Consider the following 16396-nt stretch of genomic DNA (forward strand, 5'->3'; position numbering starts at 1 on the left):
GAGAAAAAGAGAGTATACTTTGGTATTGTGTAATAAAGATAAAGCCCACCTACGGAAATAGGTGGGCTTTTCTGATGGTTTTTTAGCAGAAGCAAGCAGCTCCAACTATGATTAATAGTATAAAGAGGGGGACCGTCAGGAAAATGCGGATTTACAACGCTAAGCCCATTTCCAAGACGATTCCCCTATTTTTAACAACGCTAAGAAAGTTTCAATGGTCTTAGAGAATCTAATGAGACCACTTTCTCTGAATTAAAATGGTATTCTCCTAGTAAATTGATATGTTCCCAACCTAAAGGTGACATATGATGCAATAAGTCCTCATTAAAACTACCTATCCGTTTTTGATATTTAACTGCTTTTGTTAGATGTAAAGTATTCCAGATACTGATGGCATTGATAATTATGTTTAAGGTACTGGCCCTTTGCAATTGATGCTGTATGGTTTGTTCCCTAAGCTCACCTTGTTTTCCGAAGAAAATAGCTCTTGCAAGTCCATTCATGGCTTCTCCTTTAATTCGAATGGTGGCAGCACCTTTTATTAGAATTGTCCTCTTGGTGTAACAAATGCTTTTTTGTAAATAATATGTTTGTTAAACAATTAATTAAGGGGGACTTGTATGCCACAGGATCGAAAAGCAGAAGTTCAAAACGATGCATACGAAGGAAAAGAGATCATGCCAGATAATCCACAATATCTACCGCGTCACGTGCAAATGGAGCTGCCTCACGAATTTTCTGTAAATCCTCTGTTTGCCCGCGAAGGAGAATCAGTCGTTCCACGCTTTCACATGCCTGATGAAGGCATGTTACCAGAAACAGCGTATCAAATCGTCCATGATGAAATTGCTCTTGATGGCAATGCCCGCTTGAATCTTGCAACATTCGTTAGCACATGAATGGAGCCTGCCGCAGAGCACTTATATGCCAAATCATTCGACAAGAACATGATTGACAAGGATGAATATCCACAGACAGCCGAAATTGAGGAGCGGTGTGTCCGCATTTTAGCAAACCTCTGGCATTCGCCCACCCCTCTTACGACTATGGGCGTTTCAACAACTGGATCGTCGGAAGCATGTATGCTCGGGGGGCTTGCGTTAAAGAGACGCTGGCAAAATGCACGCAAAAGCGAAGGGAAGCCGGTGGATCGGCCCAATATTGTGTTTAGTTCTGCTGTTCAAGTCGTGTGGGAAAAATTCGCGAACTATTGGGAGGTTGAACCACGCTATGTGAAGGTTAGCCCAGAGCATCCCCGATTGGATCCTCAGGGGGTCCTCGCTGCCGTGGATGAAAATACGATTGGTGTGGTACCGATTCTCGGTGAGACTTATACCGGGCTTTACGAACCGGTTGCCGCCATTGCGAAAGCGTTGGACGATTTGCAGGAGAGGACGGGCCTCGACATTCCCATGCATGTGGATGCGGCTTCGGGGGGATTTATAGCACCGTTTCTTCAACCAGATTTAGTCTGGGATTTTCAATTACCGAGGGTGAAGTCCATCAATGTATCCGGACATAAATATGGATTAGTCTACCCTGGGTTGGGTTGGATAATTTGGCGGGAAGCTGAAGATCTCCCTGAGGATCTAATCTTCCGCGTCTCCTATTTGGGCGGGAACATGCCGACTTTTGCCCTGAATTTCTCTCGTCCTGGCGCACAAGTGCTCCTGCAATATTACAATTACCTGCGTTTGGGGAAAAGTGGGTACTATGATGTCCAAAGGGCTTCTCAGAAAGTCGCTCTTTTTCTTAGCAAGGCGATTCAGAAGATGGAACCGTTCGAACTTTTGTCCGATGGTTCGGATATTCCGGTTTTCGCTTGGCGACTGAAAGATGGTTACACATTAAACTGGAATCTTTATGATTTATCTCGACAATTGCGTGTGTTTGGCTGGCAAGTACCCGCCTATCCATTGCCTCCAGATATGGAAGCGGTGACGATTATGCGCGTTGTGGTTCGAAATGGATTTTCCATGGATCTCGCGCATTTATTTTTGAGGAACCTCAAACAGACCGTTGCCTTTCTGGATTCCCTGGACGGGCCTATGCCACATGATACGAAATGTGATAATGGGTTTCATCACTAAATGAAAAAAGCCTAATTTCTTCACATTTAATTGAGAAATTAGGCTTTTTAATATTGAAATTTCCTTAACGTTGTAAATCAGCATTTTTCTGACGCTACCCCATAAAGAAAAGACACCCATATATGAGTGTCTTTTCTAATAGTTTGTTTAGCAGAAGCAGCTAGCTCCAACTATGATTAATAAAATAAATAATACAACTAATAAAGCAAAGCCACCGCCACAACTACTACAACTACCACCAAAGCCCATAATAGTTCTTCCTCCTTTAGATAAGAGGAGAAAACAAGGTGTCACTCATGTATTTAACGGATTCAATTTACTTTATGTTTTTACGCATTAATTGAGCAGGTCCTTTTGAAAATAAAAAAAGACACCCTAAGGTGATCTTCTTATGTAGGGCGGGAAGACATCGGCCTTCCTTCCGGGTTGCCATCAAGGGATTCAGCCGAGTTACGTATAAATTGCATCAAAAATGTAAATCAGCATTTTTCTGTTGTTGTCCTTTATTAAGACTTTGTTTTATAAATAATTCTGCAATGATTAAATTTGGCACCCACGCTAACCAAGCAATAACAGCATAACTAAGTTCGAAATGCTTCAGTCCAAATAGCAATACAAATAAAGGTAGCCAAATTCTTAATGTAACTGCCGCAAAGGTTAAGGAATAATTTCTGATCATCCAATTCCGATGGTCTTGAATTTTTTTATTCTTAACTCTGTTTAATGCTTGATATGCCGATGTTAGCCAAAATACGGATAACAAACCGAAACCAAGCTTTCCTACTAATCCTCCCGTAGCGTAAAAGGATAAATAAAGTCCTGAAACGCCGCCAAATAATACACCAATCATATAGATTTTTCCAATCATTCGATGGCGACTGATATTCTTTTCTCTAAATTTTGTGGATAATGTAAAAGGACCAATTACTAATGCTACTACACTAGTTGCAATATGTAGAAATAACATAATGTACCAAAACGCACTCATTTTAGATAGAAACATAAGCTTCATTTGAACAAACCCTGCTTGAAATCCATCCATAATAAAATATTGGAAAACAGCATAACCAGCTACTAAAATAGCTGAAAAAGTAAATATAAACCAAGTTTTTTTATTCATAATTTCACCACCTCCTGCAACATTTAAGGGAATTAGAACATATATTGCTGTTTATCTAGGGTTAAAAGAGAACTTAATTAACTTCTTTTACTTCTTTCGGCAGGGCATCATGTTCAATCCAGTTTTCGACTAAGCTATTAAACAGTTCAGGATTTGCTAAAGAAATTCCGTGATTAATTTTAGAAATAATACCACCTAATTAATCATACAACAAAAAAGGAAGTTCTGGTGAATTTATCCATATATGCCATATTTGTTGTTAGTAATTATTTTCTCAATAATCAATTTAGGAGTAGGTGTCACGGTTCCAGTAATGACCGCAATAGTTATGCAAGCAGTAGGCCCATCTTATGAAAATATGGATGGGGCAACCTTAAATGTAAATTGACACCAGATAATTGCTCGTTTAGTAGGGGTACCACCTCATCGTCATCAAGTTAAAAAAATTAATTATCCCCCAAAACGAAAAAAACGAGCTGAATTCACATAAATAACTGTAGAGAGATAAAAATTTCGTTCTGGGGGTACTATAAAATTTTAGCTTGATGGCGGATGGAGTAGCACCAACAAAACGCGAATTTCGTACGTTAAGCAAAGTTTTTAAAAGAAAAAGCCGTTTTTCTGAACATGTGAGAGCTATATAATATTGTAGGTGGAAAATATATCTAGATAATTCAAATCAGTTCAAATTAGTGTAAACGTCAAATAACCCCAAAATAAACAATAAAAGTTGATTTTGGGGTTATTTTTTGTTGGCTTTACTTTTTTTCGGCACTTTGCATATCGATGGTAAATCTGTTGACCACGGTAGGACTTTATTTCAAACCCACACAAGAAAAATTAGATTACCTGCACACTAAAAAGTATAGCGAACAGGTAATCTAGGTATTTTGAGATTAATGAAAAGCTAATTTATTTTTTGAATTCTTCCATCAATAATAGGCTGAATTGGTTCTTTTGCTTGTTTTATATAATCTACTAATGCTTCAAAATCAGTTGGTCCTGTTTCAGCATCTTTCCCATTTTTAAAGGACACAAATCCATCTCCACCTGAAGCTAGAAATGCGTTCGCAACGACGCTGTAAGTTTTAGAAGGAATAATTTCTTCTCCATTTGTTAAGCGAATACTTGTGACTTTTTCTCCATTTGGCTTGTTCGCATCCCAAGTGTATTGGATCCCTGAAATTTGAAGCATTCTTGTTATGTCTTTTTGCCATTGTTGATTTAAAATATCACGAATGTCTTGACCCGTTAAATTAACTTTTATTAATTGATTTCCGAATGGTTGAATGCCATATACCTCTCCCCATGTAATATCACCAGCATCTAAGTCATTACGAATACCACCAGGGTTCATAAGAGCAATTTGGGATTGCATTGTTGCACGCTGAGCATCAGCGATTAAATTGCCGAGAGTAGATTCACCAGCCGTATTTTGTTTTCGATCTAGTGGGGCTGTAGATTTACCAACAACCTCATTGACAAGAGGTGCGATTTTTTCTTGATATTTCTCCATCTTTTTCTTTATTTTTTTATCAGGCTCTATGCCTTCATGGTAGGTTGTAATAATTTCTGCTTTTTTCTCAACAATATCTTTTGTCTTACGATCAATCTTTACATCAACATCAGCAAAAGCCATTCCATAAGAATTTGCTTGTACGACAAGTTTATTATTAACAGTTCCATTTACATAGGTGTGGCTATGCCCCCCAAAAATAACATCGACTTCTGGATCAGTCTCATTTGCTAGTCGGACGAGATCACCATTTGTTACGCCGTTCTCATCTGTTGTACCTCCGTTATGTGCAAGAACAACGATAGATTTAACGCCAAGTTCTTTCAATTTTTTTACGGATTTGTTAATGGCTTCAACTTCATCTGTAATTTCTACATTCTTTAGCATAGTAGGCATAACAAGGTTAGGAACATCTGTTGTTACGACTCCGATAAAGCCAACAGGAACTCCTTGTACCTTTTTTATAGTAAATGGTGGTAAAAATAGACGACCGGTGGATTTATTATAGAAATTTGCGGCAACATATGGGAATTTTGCTCCTTTAAAATTCCCTGTTTTTTCATGGTATCCACCATAAATAAGGCGGTGCATTTCTTCAATACCTTCATCAAATTCATGATTTCCTATGGTTCCAACATCAAATTTTAAATCATTTAGAAATTCAATCGTGGGTTCGTCTTGTAATAATGCTGAAACAGGAGGACTTGCTCCAACAACATCGCCAGCATGAACCTTTAATGTATTCGGATTTTGTTTTTCATGATCACGTAAATAAGCCGCTAAGTACTCGATTCCCCCTGCATCTTTATTGTTAATTTTCTTTACAGTGTCTAGTTGCCCATGAAAATCGTTAATACCGAGCATTTGTACATCTATGTAGCGGTTTGGTTCTGTAGTTGCGTGAGCTGGAGGCGTAGCAAATACACTTGAAAAGGTAACTGTACTTAATGCTAAAGCAACTGGAATGATTTTTTTCAACATAAAATTTTCTCTCCCCTTATTACAATCTGACATCATATGATATAATTTGACATCATTCGATATAATTTTAATAGATTAAGAAGATTAATTCTATAAAAATTCTACTAATTATAAAAATTAATAAGATTTTATTGTTTTCCGACAAAAGACTCATTCCTCAAAAATATGAAGGTGTGAAATACCAATTTTAGGTAGGAGATGAATATCGGTATGCGTGAGCCTACGTTTTTTTGATTAGGATATAAAGAAAAAGTACCACCGGCACTCCAAACATATATATATACTCAAAACGCACACCATTGGAGCCAATGGCATGCGCTACATAAATTGTTAGATATTCGCACACATCTGTTTTACAAACTATTCACAGGAAAACAGATTCATATGGATGAAATGGCAGAATCAGAGTAAACGTAAAATAGGGTGAGTGCAAAATTATGGATGTTACTTTTACATTGTTCTTTGTGAGGTAGCCTTACACATCCATCAACTTAAGAAATTGGTAGTTCTCCAAAACGAAGAAAATAAGCTAAATTCTTATAAACAACTGTAAAATAATAAAATTTTCATTTTGGGGACACTTCAAAATATTAGCTTGATGGACATGGAGTACTACCCCAAATAACAATAAAATCCTTCGAAAATTAATATGGTTTTTTAAAAATAGAGATGATATTATGGATAATCATACCATTTTTTCACTTCATGTATGATTTTACAGTAGGATACCTCTATATTAAGATGATGTAAATAAGGGGATAGATTAGTAACAGGGGGAGAATAATGAAAAAGTTATTACAAGAAATTATAAATTGGATCAGTATGACCGATGAACAGATTGTTATTGGCATTTCAGGACACGGTGCTGCTGGAAAAACAACGTTCGCCAATAAGCTCATAAACCAATTAAATCAAAATAAAGTGAATTATATTAATACAGATCCATACATTGTTAGTTCAAATGTACGAAAGTATACAAATATCCACTATACATATCAGAATGAAAATCATTATGATAAAATGACAGCTTGTCATCCATCAGCCCATCATTTGTCTGCGTTAGAGAGAGATGTTCAAATGGTAAGAGCTGGTTTAGATTTTTATACAATGGATACACATTATATAAAAAGTGAGTTAATTTCTTCGAAAAATAAGGTGACGATTGTAGAAGGAATGAGTGTCGCATTTAGTAATCCAAATTTATTTGATTTGAAAATTTACTTCTATACAGATGGAGAAACAGAATTAATGAGAAGGTCTAGCCGTGATATTATTGAAAGAGGAGCCGATATTAATTACTTAAGGAAGTCTCATGAAGAACGTCGGATTCAGTATGAAGTGTTTATGCATCCGTATAGTCAACGTTTTGATATTATTATCAAAAATTCCAATGAAACAATATGTTTAGAAAAAAATACATTTGAGTTTTATAAAGTTTAAATGCAAATACTTTATTTACTAAAATAGCAAGTTAGTGAATAAATTGTTCATATTTTTTCGGAAGGAGGTTAAGCAATGAGAGCACCGTATCAAGTATTGATATTTCCTTATATAAAAACTGACGATTCCATTCAATATGCCATTTTTAATCGAAGTGATTATGGTTATTGGCAAGGAATAGCTGGTGGTGGAGAAGATGGTGAGACTCCTATTGAATCAGCAAAACGAGAAGCGTTTGAAGAGGCTGGTATTACAAGAGAAAGTCCATATATAAAACTAGATTCTGTGTCTTCACTACCAGTAGAGGATGTAGTTGGTGAATTTCTTTGGGGCGAAGATGTTTATGTAATAAAAGAATTTTCTTTTGGAGTTAAAGTTCCTACAAAAAATATTAAATTATCTAAAGAACACTTCAATTATAAATGGCTGTGCTTTGAGGAAGCCGTAACGCTTGTAAAATGGGATAGTAACAAAACGGCTTTGTGGGAATTAAACAAAAGGCTGTTAAAATAATTAAAGTGTTAGTTAACAAAGCCGATAGTGGAGCGAGAATTAAACAACTTAAAAAAGCTTTGCTACATTACCTATGTAGCAAGGCTTTTTTCTTAGCGTACGAAATTGCGTTTTGTTGGCGGTACCCCGCTAAGAGCATGCAAGATTTTATACAGTTTTTCTGCTAATCCAATAACAAACGAGAACCCTAAAACCGCGCTAGGATAGGAATGTATAAAAAAATGCATAGATCCATAGAACAAAAAAAGGAGATTTACTTGTGAGATTAGGGTTCCTCCTTATTCTTGCTACCGATAATAGGTCATTATGTTAACTAGACGTGTATGAGATATACAATCAAACAAAGTTATTTTCCATTTTCATTCTTATTTTGAAATAGATGCACAATCAAAAGTCCACCAACAAATAAGATTGGAAATCCTACGACTATATATAATCCGTTTTTTGGTATTCCTAATATAATTGCAAGATAACTAAAAGAAAAAGCCCATAATGCTAAAATTATGATTTCTAACATCTTCTTTTTTATTAAAAGTTAAGCACCCCAAATCCCCTTAAAAAAGTTGTATTCGGAATATTGTAACAAAATCAAAAAAAGACCCTACAAGAGGGTCTTTCATCAGCTAATATTAAGCTTTTTGAACATTAGTAGCTTGTAGGCCACGTTGTCCTTTTTCTACTTCAAACGTTACACTTTGTCCTTCGTCTAAAGATTTGAAACCGTCGATTTGGATAGCTGAGAAATGTACGAATACGTCTTCTCCATCTTCACGCTCGATGAATCCAAAACCTTTGTCTGCATTAAACCATTTTACTTTACCTTGTTCCATAATTGTTGCCTCCTAGTATGGATACCCACACATATGTTACTACCCTTGCTCAAATACCTTAGACGAAAAACAAAATTTATTCTTAATCTCAAACCGAACAAAAATAGGTCTTTCTTAAATTAACATACTTTCTAAAAAATAGCAAATTTCAAAAATAAGTCCTTATGGTAATTAGCCACTAATAGTGGTTGCTGGAGAAAAAGTCACTATGATAGTCATCACAGCAAGAAGTTACCAAAGGATCTCAACAATATCATTGGTTTGATTTTTTTCAGACATTCAACAACTGATAAAATTAGATATTTTCGAGTTGAATTTTACTTCTGATAACGATAATTATGTAAATAAGCTGTCCATATGGGCAGCTTATTTTATTTTTTGTTTAGCACGGGGATTTTTTCATGAAGAAAAGACACTCACATGAGTGTCTTTTCCGATAGTTTTTTAGCAGAAGCAAGCAGCTCCAACGATGATTAATAAAATAAACAATACAACTAATAAAGCAAATCCTCCAGCGAAGCCACAGCCGCCACAACTACCACCAAAGCCCATAACAGTTCCTCCTTTAGATAGGAGGGGGAAAACAAAGGTTCACTCATGTGTTTTAACGGATTCAATTTACTTTATGCATTTATGAATGGAGCAGGTCCTTTTGAAAATAAAGAAAAGACACCTTATAAGGTGTCTTCCTTCGATTTGAAACATTTTAAGTTTAATAATATACGGTCTCGCCACTGACCTATTAGGCTGAAATTTTATAGTGTTTCTGAACAAAATTTTGTGCTAATTTTGAATCCTTAAGTTGATGGGGATCCTTTTACGTTTTATCATTTTTAAAAAAATCCTTCATTATCTTAGCGCCCTTAATATTCACCGTCACACCTTCTACTGTATCTTTCTTTTCATCTTTAGCAATCGTAATTTGTTCCTTATTATCAACCCACACAAGAAACTCTTCTTTTGAGTCATCTTTATGTGTAACGGTTATTGTAGAATGTGCAGATGCTCTCTTTTTTTGATCTAATGTGATTGTTTTCGGTGTTCCGTTTTGGACTGCTGAAGCGATGGATTGTATCATTTCCTCGTTATCTGTTTGAGATTTGGAACTAGTATTACTTGTTGTTCTAAGTAACTCAATATTTGTAATGTCTGCAGAGTTTAATTGAATGGCATTTTTCGTATTTTCTTGCTTAGTTTTTGGAGTATTATTTGTAGTAGAAGTGCTTGTACAACCTATTAAAGTTAAAGATAGAACACTTAGAGCACATATGTAAGTGATTTTTTTCATTTTATCTCCTCCTCTAATTTAATTATAACAATATTCTGTTAATTTAGGTAGTTATTGTAAGGAAAAGGTAGAATAATATTTCACCCTTACAAAATTGTCACATTCATGTAAGGTAATTCAATAGATTAGATACTTTTTCCATGTCATAATAAAGACATAAGAAAGCTAATTAAAACTACAACTTATTAGGAGAGTGTCAGTCATGATTGTAACAACAACGTCTGGAATTCAAGGTAAAGAAATTATAGAGTATATTGATATTGTAAATGGTGAAGCTATTATGGGTGCAAATATTGTCCGCGATTTATTCGCTTCAGTTCGTGATGTTGTCGGTGGCCGTGCTGGCGCTTATGAAAGTAAGTTAAAAGAAGCTCGTGATATTGCAATGGGAGAAATGAAAGAACTTGCAAAACAAAAAGGTGCGAACGCTATCGTTGGTATTGACGTAGATTATGAAGTTGTTCGTGATGGAATGTTAATGGTTGCTGTAAGTGGTACAGCTGTACGTATATAAGTAAATAAAAATACAGGCTCACCCCTCGAAGCTTATGCTTTGAGGGGATTTTTTGTTCTTAAGTTGTAGAAGTAAAAAGAACGGGCTGTATTCCTTAGAAAAATAGAAGTGCCATTATAATAAAAACTTACATCCAACCATCAAAATAGTCACAAGCGATTCCTACTAAGATCCGCCGATAATATCTCCGCCTGATTGCATCATAGTCTATGCGTTCACATAAAAAAGTTGTGCTAAATGATACACTATCGATTGTTGGAAATAACAAAATTAGTAGAGAGATTTTGACGTAGTTTAATTAGTACAAAATCTGTATTGTGCAAAAAAAAGCCAGGATTTATCCTGGCATTCCATAGATGGTACCTTGTACAAAAAAGCGGACTCACTCGCTCGCTCGTTTAAATTATAGAACAGTTTCAAGGGCTAAATTGAAAAGAAACAGTAATGTTACATATCTTTAACGTGAGTGTGAACTTTATGATAAATAATAAAATTGTTATTTGGGGTAATGGGAGAACTAGTGGTATTAATAAATGTAGAGATGGTGATACAAATGGGGAAGACAGAGTGTTCTTAGATGGAGTGGGTAAGGTGATAACGTTGATGCAAAAATAAATAAATTAAAGGACAGTACATATTTTACATGACTAATATGTACTGTCCCCGCTTATGCCACAATCGCGTCTGTTTCTGGAAGATAGGTATTTATGAATAATTGTGTCCTTTCTTGCTATAAATTTCATAAGCAAAAAACCAAATAAATATCCTATTCCAGCTCCTAAACTAACTGAAAACATTAAAGAAACCGGGGGAAATATGCCGAAAATCACACCGATAGTACAACCGAGAAGCATTCCTATGGGTATTAAACTATACAATATATTTACAATTATTTTCCGTTAAACGTAATATCCACGGATTAATTTGGTCTATTTAAAAGATTAATCAAAACGAATTCAATAGCTCGTTAAAAACACTTTCCCTTTTGCTTTCTCAGCAGATTGAACGACATCAACCGCAGTTTTCACATCTGCTAAGTCATACGTAGAATGTACCTTCATAAAACATAATTGTTTATTCTCTACTAAGCGGATTAAATGACGAAACGTCTCCTGCCAGTTATATGCTGACACGTCTTTATTCCAATGTCGTAAATGAAATATATTAGCATGCACCTTTGCTTTCGTGACAATCTCTGCCCAGTTTACTTGTACGCCTGATAGAAGACCGATAGTTAAAAAGTGTCCATTTGGACGTATACAAAATGCTAATTCATTTCCGTCAGGTCCTCCAATAGAATCAATCGCAGCATCTGCCCCGATTCCATTTGTTAATTCCATAACTGTTTCATAAAGCGGGGCAGTGGAAGTATCTATTACATATTCAGCACCGAGCTGAAGTAATTCATCTGTATGTTTATTATTTCTTGTCACCGCAATTAATCGGAAGTTTAAAATTTGCGATAACTGAGCAAAAAGGTGACCGATAGCGGATCCACAAGCGTTTACTAATAAAACGTCATTACGTTTTAAGTTTAGCGTTTCTGTACACGTAACCCATGCTGTAAGGGGATTAATATACATTTGGGCAGCTGTGAAATCATCAATTGAATCAGGAATTGGGACCACAAAGTCAGCCGATGTTGTAACAAACTCTTGCCAAGTACCTTCTCCGCGTAATGGCAAAACACGTTTGCCGATGAGCTCTCTAGAAACGAAAGAGCCTACATCTTCTACAATCCCAACACCTTCATAACCAGGTATGTTGGGTAAAGGGATTCTATGTGTGTATGCCCCGGTTATTGGAATTAAGTCGGATGGATTAATCGGTCTGACTAGCATACGAACTAAAACTTCATTATCTTTTAATGGTTCGATATTTTTATATTCAACCTGTAACACATCTTTCGGACTGCCAAACTCATGAAATTGAATGCATGTTCCGCGCAAAATAAATGGTCCCCCCTTAGTGTGATTGGGTTAATTATAGCATTTTTAGCTTAATTGATTATTTCAGTAGCACTAAATAAAGAGGAACAGACAGTCGTCGTTTATACATTTGATAAAATCGTAGAAAATGGTATTGCTGTATGTACAAGATTTAATGAAAAACAGGCTCACCCCTTGAAGCTTATGCTTTGAGGGGATTTTTATCTTGCAAATTTTAAAAAGATACATTAATTATGTAGCATTGTATGGATTGTAAAATCGATTTCCTGAATAAGTTATTAGGTACATAGTAATATAATAAAAAGACGCCCTTGTGAGCGCCTTTTTCCAATTTGAGATAGATGTAGCATTATTGTTCTGCTAGCTTACATAGCTCTCGTTTAAAGTTATTTCACACAAATGATCTGTGTATCAATTTGTTTTTGATATACAGATCATTTGTATGATAATTTTTATAGATAATTGCTGAATGATAACCTTACATGAATGCTTTTAAAAGTTCTTGAACCAATGGGATTACTCCACCTACAAATTTTAAAACTGCCATTGCGATTTCCATATGATCGCCTCCTTTTTTTAGTAATAAGATGTAATAAATCTTTATACCCTCATTATAGTAAGCGTTTACAATAACATCAATGCATTTCGATATGCAATATTTCATATTTGTATTCGGTAATGAAGATAAAGAGGAATCAGTAACTTATCCCGCTATTTGCGGGCAGTAAGACTTCTACCTCAACATTCGGCTGAAGCAAAGAAGTTAGGTGGGAGTGGGGCTGCCCGTAAAGCCTGATTGGTGAGGGCTAATAATCAGTGGGGATGGACAAAACTCCCACGGATTAAAGTTTCACTTTATCAAAATGCAAGTCGCATCTTGTATAGTATAATATAGTGGTGGAGGTCGAATATGAAAAAAGTAAATTCAAATATAGATTTGGATACAAATGTATTGGAAGCGGTATTTATTCCAAGAAGGTTTATTATTTTATGGATTACACTCGTATATATAGCTTCAATGCTTTTAGAATTTCGTAATAATATTTTCTCTATGGATAATTTCTTCTTTACAATAATCATTGTTATTCATACTATTTTTCATTGGTATGCGAGTTCATTAAAGAATAGGCAATTGTTGTACTTCTTTTTTGTACAACTCTTCATTGTGTTTTTCGCTGCATTTATTGTGCCAAATGGTTCGATAGCGATTTTGGTTGGATTAACTCCTATTTTAATTGCCCAAAGCCTATATGTTTATAACAATATATTTAAAGTAATGGCAGTTTTTACTCTCATGTATGCAATATTTTGTACTGCAATTAGTATCAATTATGGTGTGAATAAAGTAGCTATTCTTATCTCTATATTCCTTTTAGTGTTAGCAATTATTATTCCTTTTTCTTATATTAATAAGCAGCAATTTGATGCACGTAATCGTATACAGAGCTATATTCAAGAGTTAGAGTCTGCATATATGAGAGTGGAAGAATTGACATTAGCTAATGAAAGGCAGCGAATGGCAAGAGATTTACATGATACGTTAGCACAAGGTTTAGTAAGCTTAATCATGCAATTGGAAGCAATAGATGCCCATATGCAAAAAGGGAGTACAGGACGATCTCAAGAGATTATGAAACAAACTATGATAAGAGCGAGACAAACTTTACATGATGCAAGGTTGGTTATTGATGATTTGCGTCATACTACCAATTCATTTAATGAAGCAGTTGAGGAAGAGGTTCAACGTTTTTCTGAGGCTACGTCTATACGTGTGAGATTTACTATTCAAAGCCCCCCGCATATTTCAAGCTTAGTAAAGGAGCACTGTTTATATGTAATTAGTGAATGTTTAACGAATATCGCAAAACATTCACAGGCAACAGATGTAAATTTAAAAGTTGAATATATCGATGACCTTGAAAAGATTACTATTGAGGTTGAAGATAATGGAATTGGTTTTGACACTGGATATATCGGTAAGAATCCTGGACACTATGGTTTAATTGGCTTAAATGAGCGTGTTCGATTGATTAAGGGAGAAATACATATATTGAGTGAAAAGATGAAGGGTACGAAAGTGTATATTCAAGTGCCTATAAATAAAGAAGGAGATAGCCATGAAGTATAACGTATTAATTGTGGATGATCATTTCGTTGTAAGAGAAGGTCTGAAATTAATAATAGAAACGAGTGATTCATTTCAAATTATAGGTGAGGCTGCAAACGGAGAAGAAGCCCTTTCTTTCATAGAAAAAAAGAAACCTGATGTCATTTTAATGGATTTAAATATGCCTAAAATGAGTGGTTTAGAAACAATTGAGGCTTTAAATAAAAAACAAAATCATACGCCGATTATTATATTAACTACTTATAACGAAGATGAATTAATGTTAAAGGGAATTGAGTTAGGAGCAAAAGGATATTTGCTAAAAGATACGGATCGTGAGAATTTGTTCCGAACATTGGAAGCAGCTATTCGGGGTGAGATTTTACTACAACCAAATATCATGGAAAAGATAGTGAAGTATAAAAGGAAAGAAGTACATGCTGATAAGGTTGAAGAAAATAACTTAACAGAAAAAGAACTGTTTGTGTTGAAAGCTATTGCACGCGGATATAAGAATAAAGAAATTGCATTTGATATGGGGATAGCTGAGCGAACAGTAAAAGCGTATTTAACGAATATATACAATAAACTAGGTGTTAATTCGCGGTCAGAAGCGGTAGCTGTATCTATTGAAAGGAAGTTAATTCATTTTTAAAACATTATATATGCCCAATCGTACATTAAAGGCTTGCCCTTTTGTACGATTTTTTTATTTCTTCCTTATGTTATGCTTCAGAAAGTATGAGAGATTTAAGAACAGTACAATTACAGACGTTTCTAATGTAGGAAAGGAAGAAGAATAATTAAATGGCAACTTTGTTTTTAATTTCTGTAGTATTTTTCTTTATTTGGCTGCAAAGCAAACAAAGAAAAATAAACTGGATAGATATTATAACTTTTCTAATGATGATAGGGATTATTACTTATACGGCGCCGCAACCAATGACTAGGGATTTACAAGCAGAGTTACTGGCAGTTACGATTTTTTCTTTCGCTATTGGTGTTTGGCAAGGTGGGGGAATTACAGTCTGTTATGAGGATGGAATTTTATATATTACAAATGGAAAACAGTATTCCATTTCATGGATTCTCTTAATAATTGGCAACATAATTATTATTTATACATTTGAAGGCGGATTTATATTTAATGGAGTGTGGTTCCTTTTGTGTAGTGTTGTCATTGCATCTGGGCTAAAAAACTGTATTATATGTGTTCTGTACAAATTAACAGTGCGAAATTGACTGGAAAATCAAAGCTGTTTTCTTTTATCCCAATATAGAACGTATTGCTGTAAATTCATTCAAAGATTGCAGTTGATAAAAAATGGGGGAGTTAACATAGATGGTTCTACCTATTACTACATTTTATAGGTTTAGTTGGCTGGAGAGTTTTGCTTTCTCTTCAGAAAAGGTTAGCAGGAATCGAGCGTTTTCGGGGGTCGAAGAACTAAATGCTAATTTGTATGAAAAGAAATGTATAGATTCAGTTAGTAATATTCATGAGGAAATAACGATAGATTTTGTGAAATATGGTGATAATTATGTATCGGGCCATGCGGAACCTTATTCAACAATTGTCATAACGAGCGGCGATATGCTTGTTGGAAGTGGACGGGTTAATGAGTATGGAGAATTTAAAATATATACGAATAATCATCTGGAAGAGTATTTGATAATAAAAGTTCAGTTGATATTAGGTGGTTTTTATCAAGAGAGTATAATAGTAAAGGTAGATTGTTAATTTATAATGATTCCAGTTTTTATTTACTAAATAAAAAAAAGGAAGCAACTAATTGTTGCTTCCTTCTTCTATTAAGCCGAAGCTTTCTTCATTCTTTCAAGTAAGCTAGATAAAATATGTGTACGATAAGATTCTAGCTTTTTACCTTCATAAGTACGGATACCTAATTTTTTAAGTTCTTTTACATACCAACCTTTGCTTCCGAAATACATGTGATCGCTCCCCTTCAACTTTGTTTTTAGTAGTTCTGATTGTACTTGGAGGTACAGGTAATATAATGAAGGAAATGGATTTCGCGCGAAAATGG

Annotated in this window: 18 protein-coding genes and 4 pseudogenes; 9 read left to right on the forward strand and 13 right to left on the reverse strand. The window is 35.0% G+C overall.

Translation table 11 applies throughout. From position 1 onward, the window contains the following. Window positions 1–82 precede the first annotated feature (82 nt). Together FT637_RS05940 and FT637_RS05945 are read right to left on the reverse strand one after the other, a co-directional pair. Window positions 83–139 (reverse strand): annotated as a pseudogene (locus FT637_RS05940) (YjcZ family sporulation protein); the annotation flags it as partial. A 61-nt stretch (window positions 140–200) separates the two neighbouring features. Beyond that, window positions 201–515 (reverse strand): annotated as a pseudogene (locus FT637_RS05945) (Tn3 family transposase); the annotation flags it as partial. Between the two features lie 105 nt (window positions 516–620). On the opposite strand from FT637_RS05945, the pseudogene FT637_RS05950 reads away from it, so the two are divergent. Then, a pseudogene (locus FT637_RS05950) lies at window positions 621–2090 on the forward strand (glutamate decarboxylase). Window positions 2091–2237: 147 nt separating this feature from the next. Here the strand turns inward: FT637_RS05950 and FT637_RS05955 are convergent. The 3 genes and pseudogenes from FT637_RS05955 to FT637_RS29810 form a co-directional block, all read right to left on the reverse strand. Further along, window positions 2238–2339 carry a YjcZ family sporulation protein gene (locus tag FT637_RS05955; RefSeq protein ID WP_000505688.1) on the reverse strand — a complete coding sequence of 34 codons (102 nt, stop codon included), beginning with the start codon at window positions 2337–2339 and terminating at the stop codon, window positions 2238–2240. A 217-nt stretch (window positions 2340–2556) separates the two neighbouring features. Next, window positions 2557–3210 carry a DUF2306 domain-containing protein gene (locus tag FT637_RS05960; RefSeq protein WP_193645529.1) on the reverse strand — a complete coding sequence of 218 codons (654 nt, stop codon included), beginning with the start codon at window positions 3208–3210 and terminating at the stop codon, window positions 2557–2559. 73 nt (window positions 3211–3283) lie between these two features. Then, window positions 3284–3406 (reverse strand): annotated as a pseudogene (locus tag FT637_RS29810) (alpha/beta hydrolase); the annotation flags it as partial. Between the two features lie 48 nt (window positions 3407–3454). Here FT637_RS29810 and FT637_RS05965 point away from each other — a divergent pair. After that, window positions 3455–3598 carry a methylenomycin A resistance protein gene (locus FT637_RS05965; RefSeq protein ID WP_227493712.1) on the forward strand — a complete coding sequence of 48 codons (144 nt, stop codon included), beginning with the start codon at window positions 3455–3457 and terminating at the stop codon, window positions 3596–3598. 519 nt (window positions 3599–4117) lie between these two features. Here FT637_RS05965 and FT637_RS05970 read toward each other — a convergent pair. Then, complete coding sequence (locus FT637_RS05970; protein WP_193645530.1) at window positions 4118–5707, reverse strand: bifunctional metallophosphatase/5'-nucleotidase; 1590 nt, start codon at window positions 5705–5707, stop codon at window positions 4118–4120. Window positions 5708–6490: 783 nt separating this feature from the next. On the opposite strand from FT637_RS05970, the gene FT637_RS05975 reads away from it, so the two are divergent. Both FT637_RS05975 and FT637_RS05980 read left to right on the forward strand, forming a co-directional pair. After that, on the forward strand, window positions 6491–7147 hold the full coding sequence (locus FT637_RS05975; protein WP_193645531.1) for a uridine kinase: 657 nt from the start codon (window positions 6491–6493) through the stop codon (window positions 7145–7147). A gap of 75 nt (window positions 7148–7222) precedes the next feature. Then, window positions 7223–7660, forward strand: coding sequence for an NUDIX hydrolase (locus FT637_RS05980; protein WP_193645532.1), 438 nt, complete (start codon window positions 7223–7225; stop codon window positions 7658–7660). A gap of 346 nt (window positions 7661–8006) precedes the next feature. Here FT637_RS05980 and FT637_RS05985 read toward each other — a convergent pair whose 3' ends face one another. The 4 genes from FT637_RS05985 to FT637_RS06000 all read right to left on the reverse strand — a co-directional run bounded on the left by FT637_RS05985 (window position 8007) and on the right by FT637_RS06000 (window position 9778). After that, window positions 8007–8177: a hypothetical protein gene (locus FT637_RS05985; protein WP_154214626.1), complete on the reverse strand. Its 171-nt coding sequence runs from the start codon at window positions 8175–8177 to the stop codon at window positions 8007–8009. Between the two features lie 112 nt (window positions 8178–8289). Beyond that, window positions 8290–8490: a cold-shock protein gene (locus tag FT637_RS05990; RefSeq protein WP_002160121.1), complete on the reverse strand. Its 201-nt coding sequence runs from the start codon at window positions 8488–8490 to the stop codon at window positions 8290–8292. Window positions 8491–8934: 444 nt separating this feature from the next. Next, window positions 8935–9042 carry a YjcZ family sporulation protein gene (locus tag FT637_RS05995; protein ID WP_000505670.1) on the reverse strand — a complete coding sequence of 36 codons (108 nt, stop codon included), beginning with the start codon at window positions 9040–9042 and terminating at the stop codon, window positions 8935–8937. A 265-nt stretch (window positions 9043–9307) separates the two neighbouring features. Then, complete coding sequence (locus tag FT637_RS06000) at window positions 9308–9778, reverse strand: hypothetical protein (RefSeq protein ID WP_193645533.1); 471 nt, start codon at window positions 9776–9778, stop codon at window positions 9308–9310. A 202-nt stretch (window positions 9779–9980) separates the two neighbouring features. Between FT637_RS06000 and FT637_RS06005 the strand changes: the two genes are divergently transcribed. Continuing rightward, window positions 9981–10292, forward strand: a complete 312-nt coding sequence (locus FT637_RS06005) for a heavy metal-binding domain-containing protein (protein ID WP_000637508.1) — start codon at window positions 9981–9983, stop codon at window positions 10290–10292. A gap of 956 nt (window positions 10293–11248) precedes the next feature. Here FT637_RS06005 and FT637_RS06010 read toward each other — a convergent pair. Together FT637_RS06010 and FT637_RS30420 are read right to left on the reverse strand one after the other, a co-directional pair. Next, entirely contained in the window at window positions 11249–12241 is a 993-nt protein-coding gene (locus FT637_RS06010) for a zinc-dependent alcohol dehydrogenase family protein (protein WP_193645534.1), read from the reverse strand. Between the two features lie 478 nt (window positions 12242–12719). After that, a complete protein-coding gene (locus FT637_RS30420) occupies window positions 12720–12905 on the reverse strand; it encodes a hypothetical protein (RefSeq protein WP_319805941.1) in 186 nt (61 codons plus the stop codon). A gap of 246 nt (window positions 12906–13151) precedes the next feature. Between FT637_RS30420 and FT637_RS06015 the strand changes: the two genes are divergently transcribed. The 4 genes from FT637_RS06015 to FT637_RS06030 all read left to right on the forward strand — a co-directional run bounded on the left by FT637_RS06015 (window position 13152) and on the right by FT637_RS06030 (window position 16089). Next, window positions 13152–14369, forward strand: a complete 1218-nt coding sequence (locus tag FT637_RS06015) for a histidine kinase (RefSeq protein WP_193645535.1) — start codon at window positions 13152–13154, stop codon at window positions 14367–14369. Continuing rightward, window positions 14359–15003, forward strand: coding sequence for a response regulator (locus tag FT637_RS06020; RefSeq protein WP_193645536.1), 645 nt, complete (start codon window positions 14359–14361; stop codon window positions 15001–15003). Before FT637_RS06015 ends, FT637_RS06020 begins: the two co-directional genes overlap by 11 nt. A 152-nt stretch (window positions 15004–15155) precedes the next feature. Beyond that, window positions 15156–15590, forward strand: coding sequence for a hypothetical protein (locus tag FT637_RS06025; protein WP_193645537.1), 435 nt, complete (start codon window positions 15156–15158; stop codon window positions 15588–15590). A gap of 100 nt (window positions 15591–15690) precedes the next feature. Then, window positions 15691–16089, forward strand: coding sequence for an Ig-like domain-containing protein (locus FT637_RS06030; protein WP_193645538.1), 399 nt, complete (start codon window positions 15691–15693; stop codon window positions 16087–16089). 71 nt (window positions 16090–16160) lie between these two features. Here the strand turns inward: FT637_RS06030 and FT637_RS06035 are convergent, their stop codons facing one another. Next, window positions 16161–16301, reverse strand: coding sequence for a YflJ family protein (locus tag FT637_RS06035; protein ID WP_000273535.1), 141 nt, complete (start codon window positions 16299–16301; stop codon window positions 16161–16163). Between the last annotated feature and the right edge of the window lie 95 nt (window positions 16302–16396).

The sequence above is a fragment of the Bacillus cereus genome (genome assembly GCF_015071065.1).
Taxonomy (GTDB): domain Bacteria; phylum Bacillota; class Bacilli; order Bacillales; family Bacillaceae_G; genus Bacillus_A; species Bacillus_A cereus_BA.

What these genes read in the sequence shown, in the direction of transcription:
- FT637_RS05955 (WP_000505688.1), bottom strand. Translation starts at nt 2,339, where the DNA reads ATGGGCTTTGGTGGTAGTTGTAGTAGTTGTGGCGGTGGCTTTGCTTTA.
- FT637_RS05960 (WP_193645529.1), bottom strand. Translation starts at nt 3,210, where the DNA reads ATGAATAAAAAAACTTGGTTTATATTTACTTTTTCAGCTATTTTAGTA.
- FT637_RS05965 (WP_227493712.1), top strand. Translation starts at nt 3,455, where the DNA reads ATGCCATATTTGTTGTTAGTAATTATTTTCTCAATAATCAATTTAGGA.
- FT637_RS05970 (WP_193645530.1), bottom strand. Translation starts at nt 5,707, where the DNA reads ATGTTGAAAAAAATCATTCCAGTTGCTTTAGCATTAAGTACAGTTACC.
- FT637_RS05975 (WP_193645531.1), top strand. Translation starts at nt 6,491, where the DNA reads ATGAAAAAGTTATTACAAGAAATTATAAATTGGATCAGTATGACCGAT.
- FT637_RS05980 (WP_193645532.1), top strand. Translation starts at nt 7,223, where the DNA reads ATGAGAGCACCGTATCAAGTATTGATATTTCCTTATATAAAAACTGAC.
- FT637_RS05985 (WP_154214626.1), bottom strand. Translation starts at nt 8,177, where the DNA reads ATGTTAGAAATCATAATTTTAGCATTATGGGCTTTTTCTTTTAGTTAT.
- FT637_RS05990 (WP_002160121.1), bottom strand. Translation starts at nt 8,490, where the DNA reads ATGGAACAAGGTAAAGTAAAATGGTTTAATGCAGACAAAGGTTTTGGA.
- FT637_RS05995 (WP_000505670.1), bottom strand. Translation starts at nt 9,042, where the DNA reads ATGGGCTTTGGTGGTAGTTGTGGCGGCTGTGGCTTCGCTGGAGGATTT.
- FT637_RS06000 (WP_193645533.1), bottom strand. Translation starts at nt 9,778, where the DNA reads ATGAAAAAAATCACTTACATATGTGCTCTAAGTGTTCTATCTTTAACT.
- FT637_RS06005 (WP_000637508.1), top strand. Translation starts at nt 9,981, where the DNA reads ATGATTGTAACAACAACGTCTGGAATTCAAGGTAAAGAAATTATAGAG.
- FT637_RS30420 (WP_319805941.1), bottom strand. Translation starts at nt 12,905, where the DNA reads ATGAAATATTGCATATCGAAATGCATTGATGTTATTGTAAACGCTTAC.
- FT637_RS06015 (WP_193645535.1), top strand. Translation starts at nt 13,152, where the DNA reads ATGAAAAAAGTAAATTCAAATATAGATTTGGATACAAATGTATTGGAA.
- FT637_RS06020 (WP_193645536.1), top strand. Translation starts at nt 14,359, where the DNA reads ATGAAGTATAACGTATTAATTGTGGATGATCATTTCGTTGTAAGAGAA.
- FT637_RS06025 (WP_193645537.1), top strand. Translation starts at nt 15,156, where the DNA reads ATGGCAACTTTGTTTTTAATTTCTGTAGTATTTTTCTTTATTTGGCTG.
- FT637_RS06030 (WP_193645538.1), top strand. Translation starts at nt 15,691, where the DNA reads ATGGTTCTACCTATTACTACATTTTATAGGTTTAGTTGGCTGGAGAGT.
- FT637_RS06035 (WP_000273535.1), bottom strand. Translation starts at nt 16,301, where the DNA reads ATGTATTTCGGAAGCAAAGGTTGGTATGTAAAAGAACTTAAAAAATTA.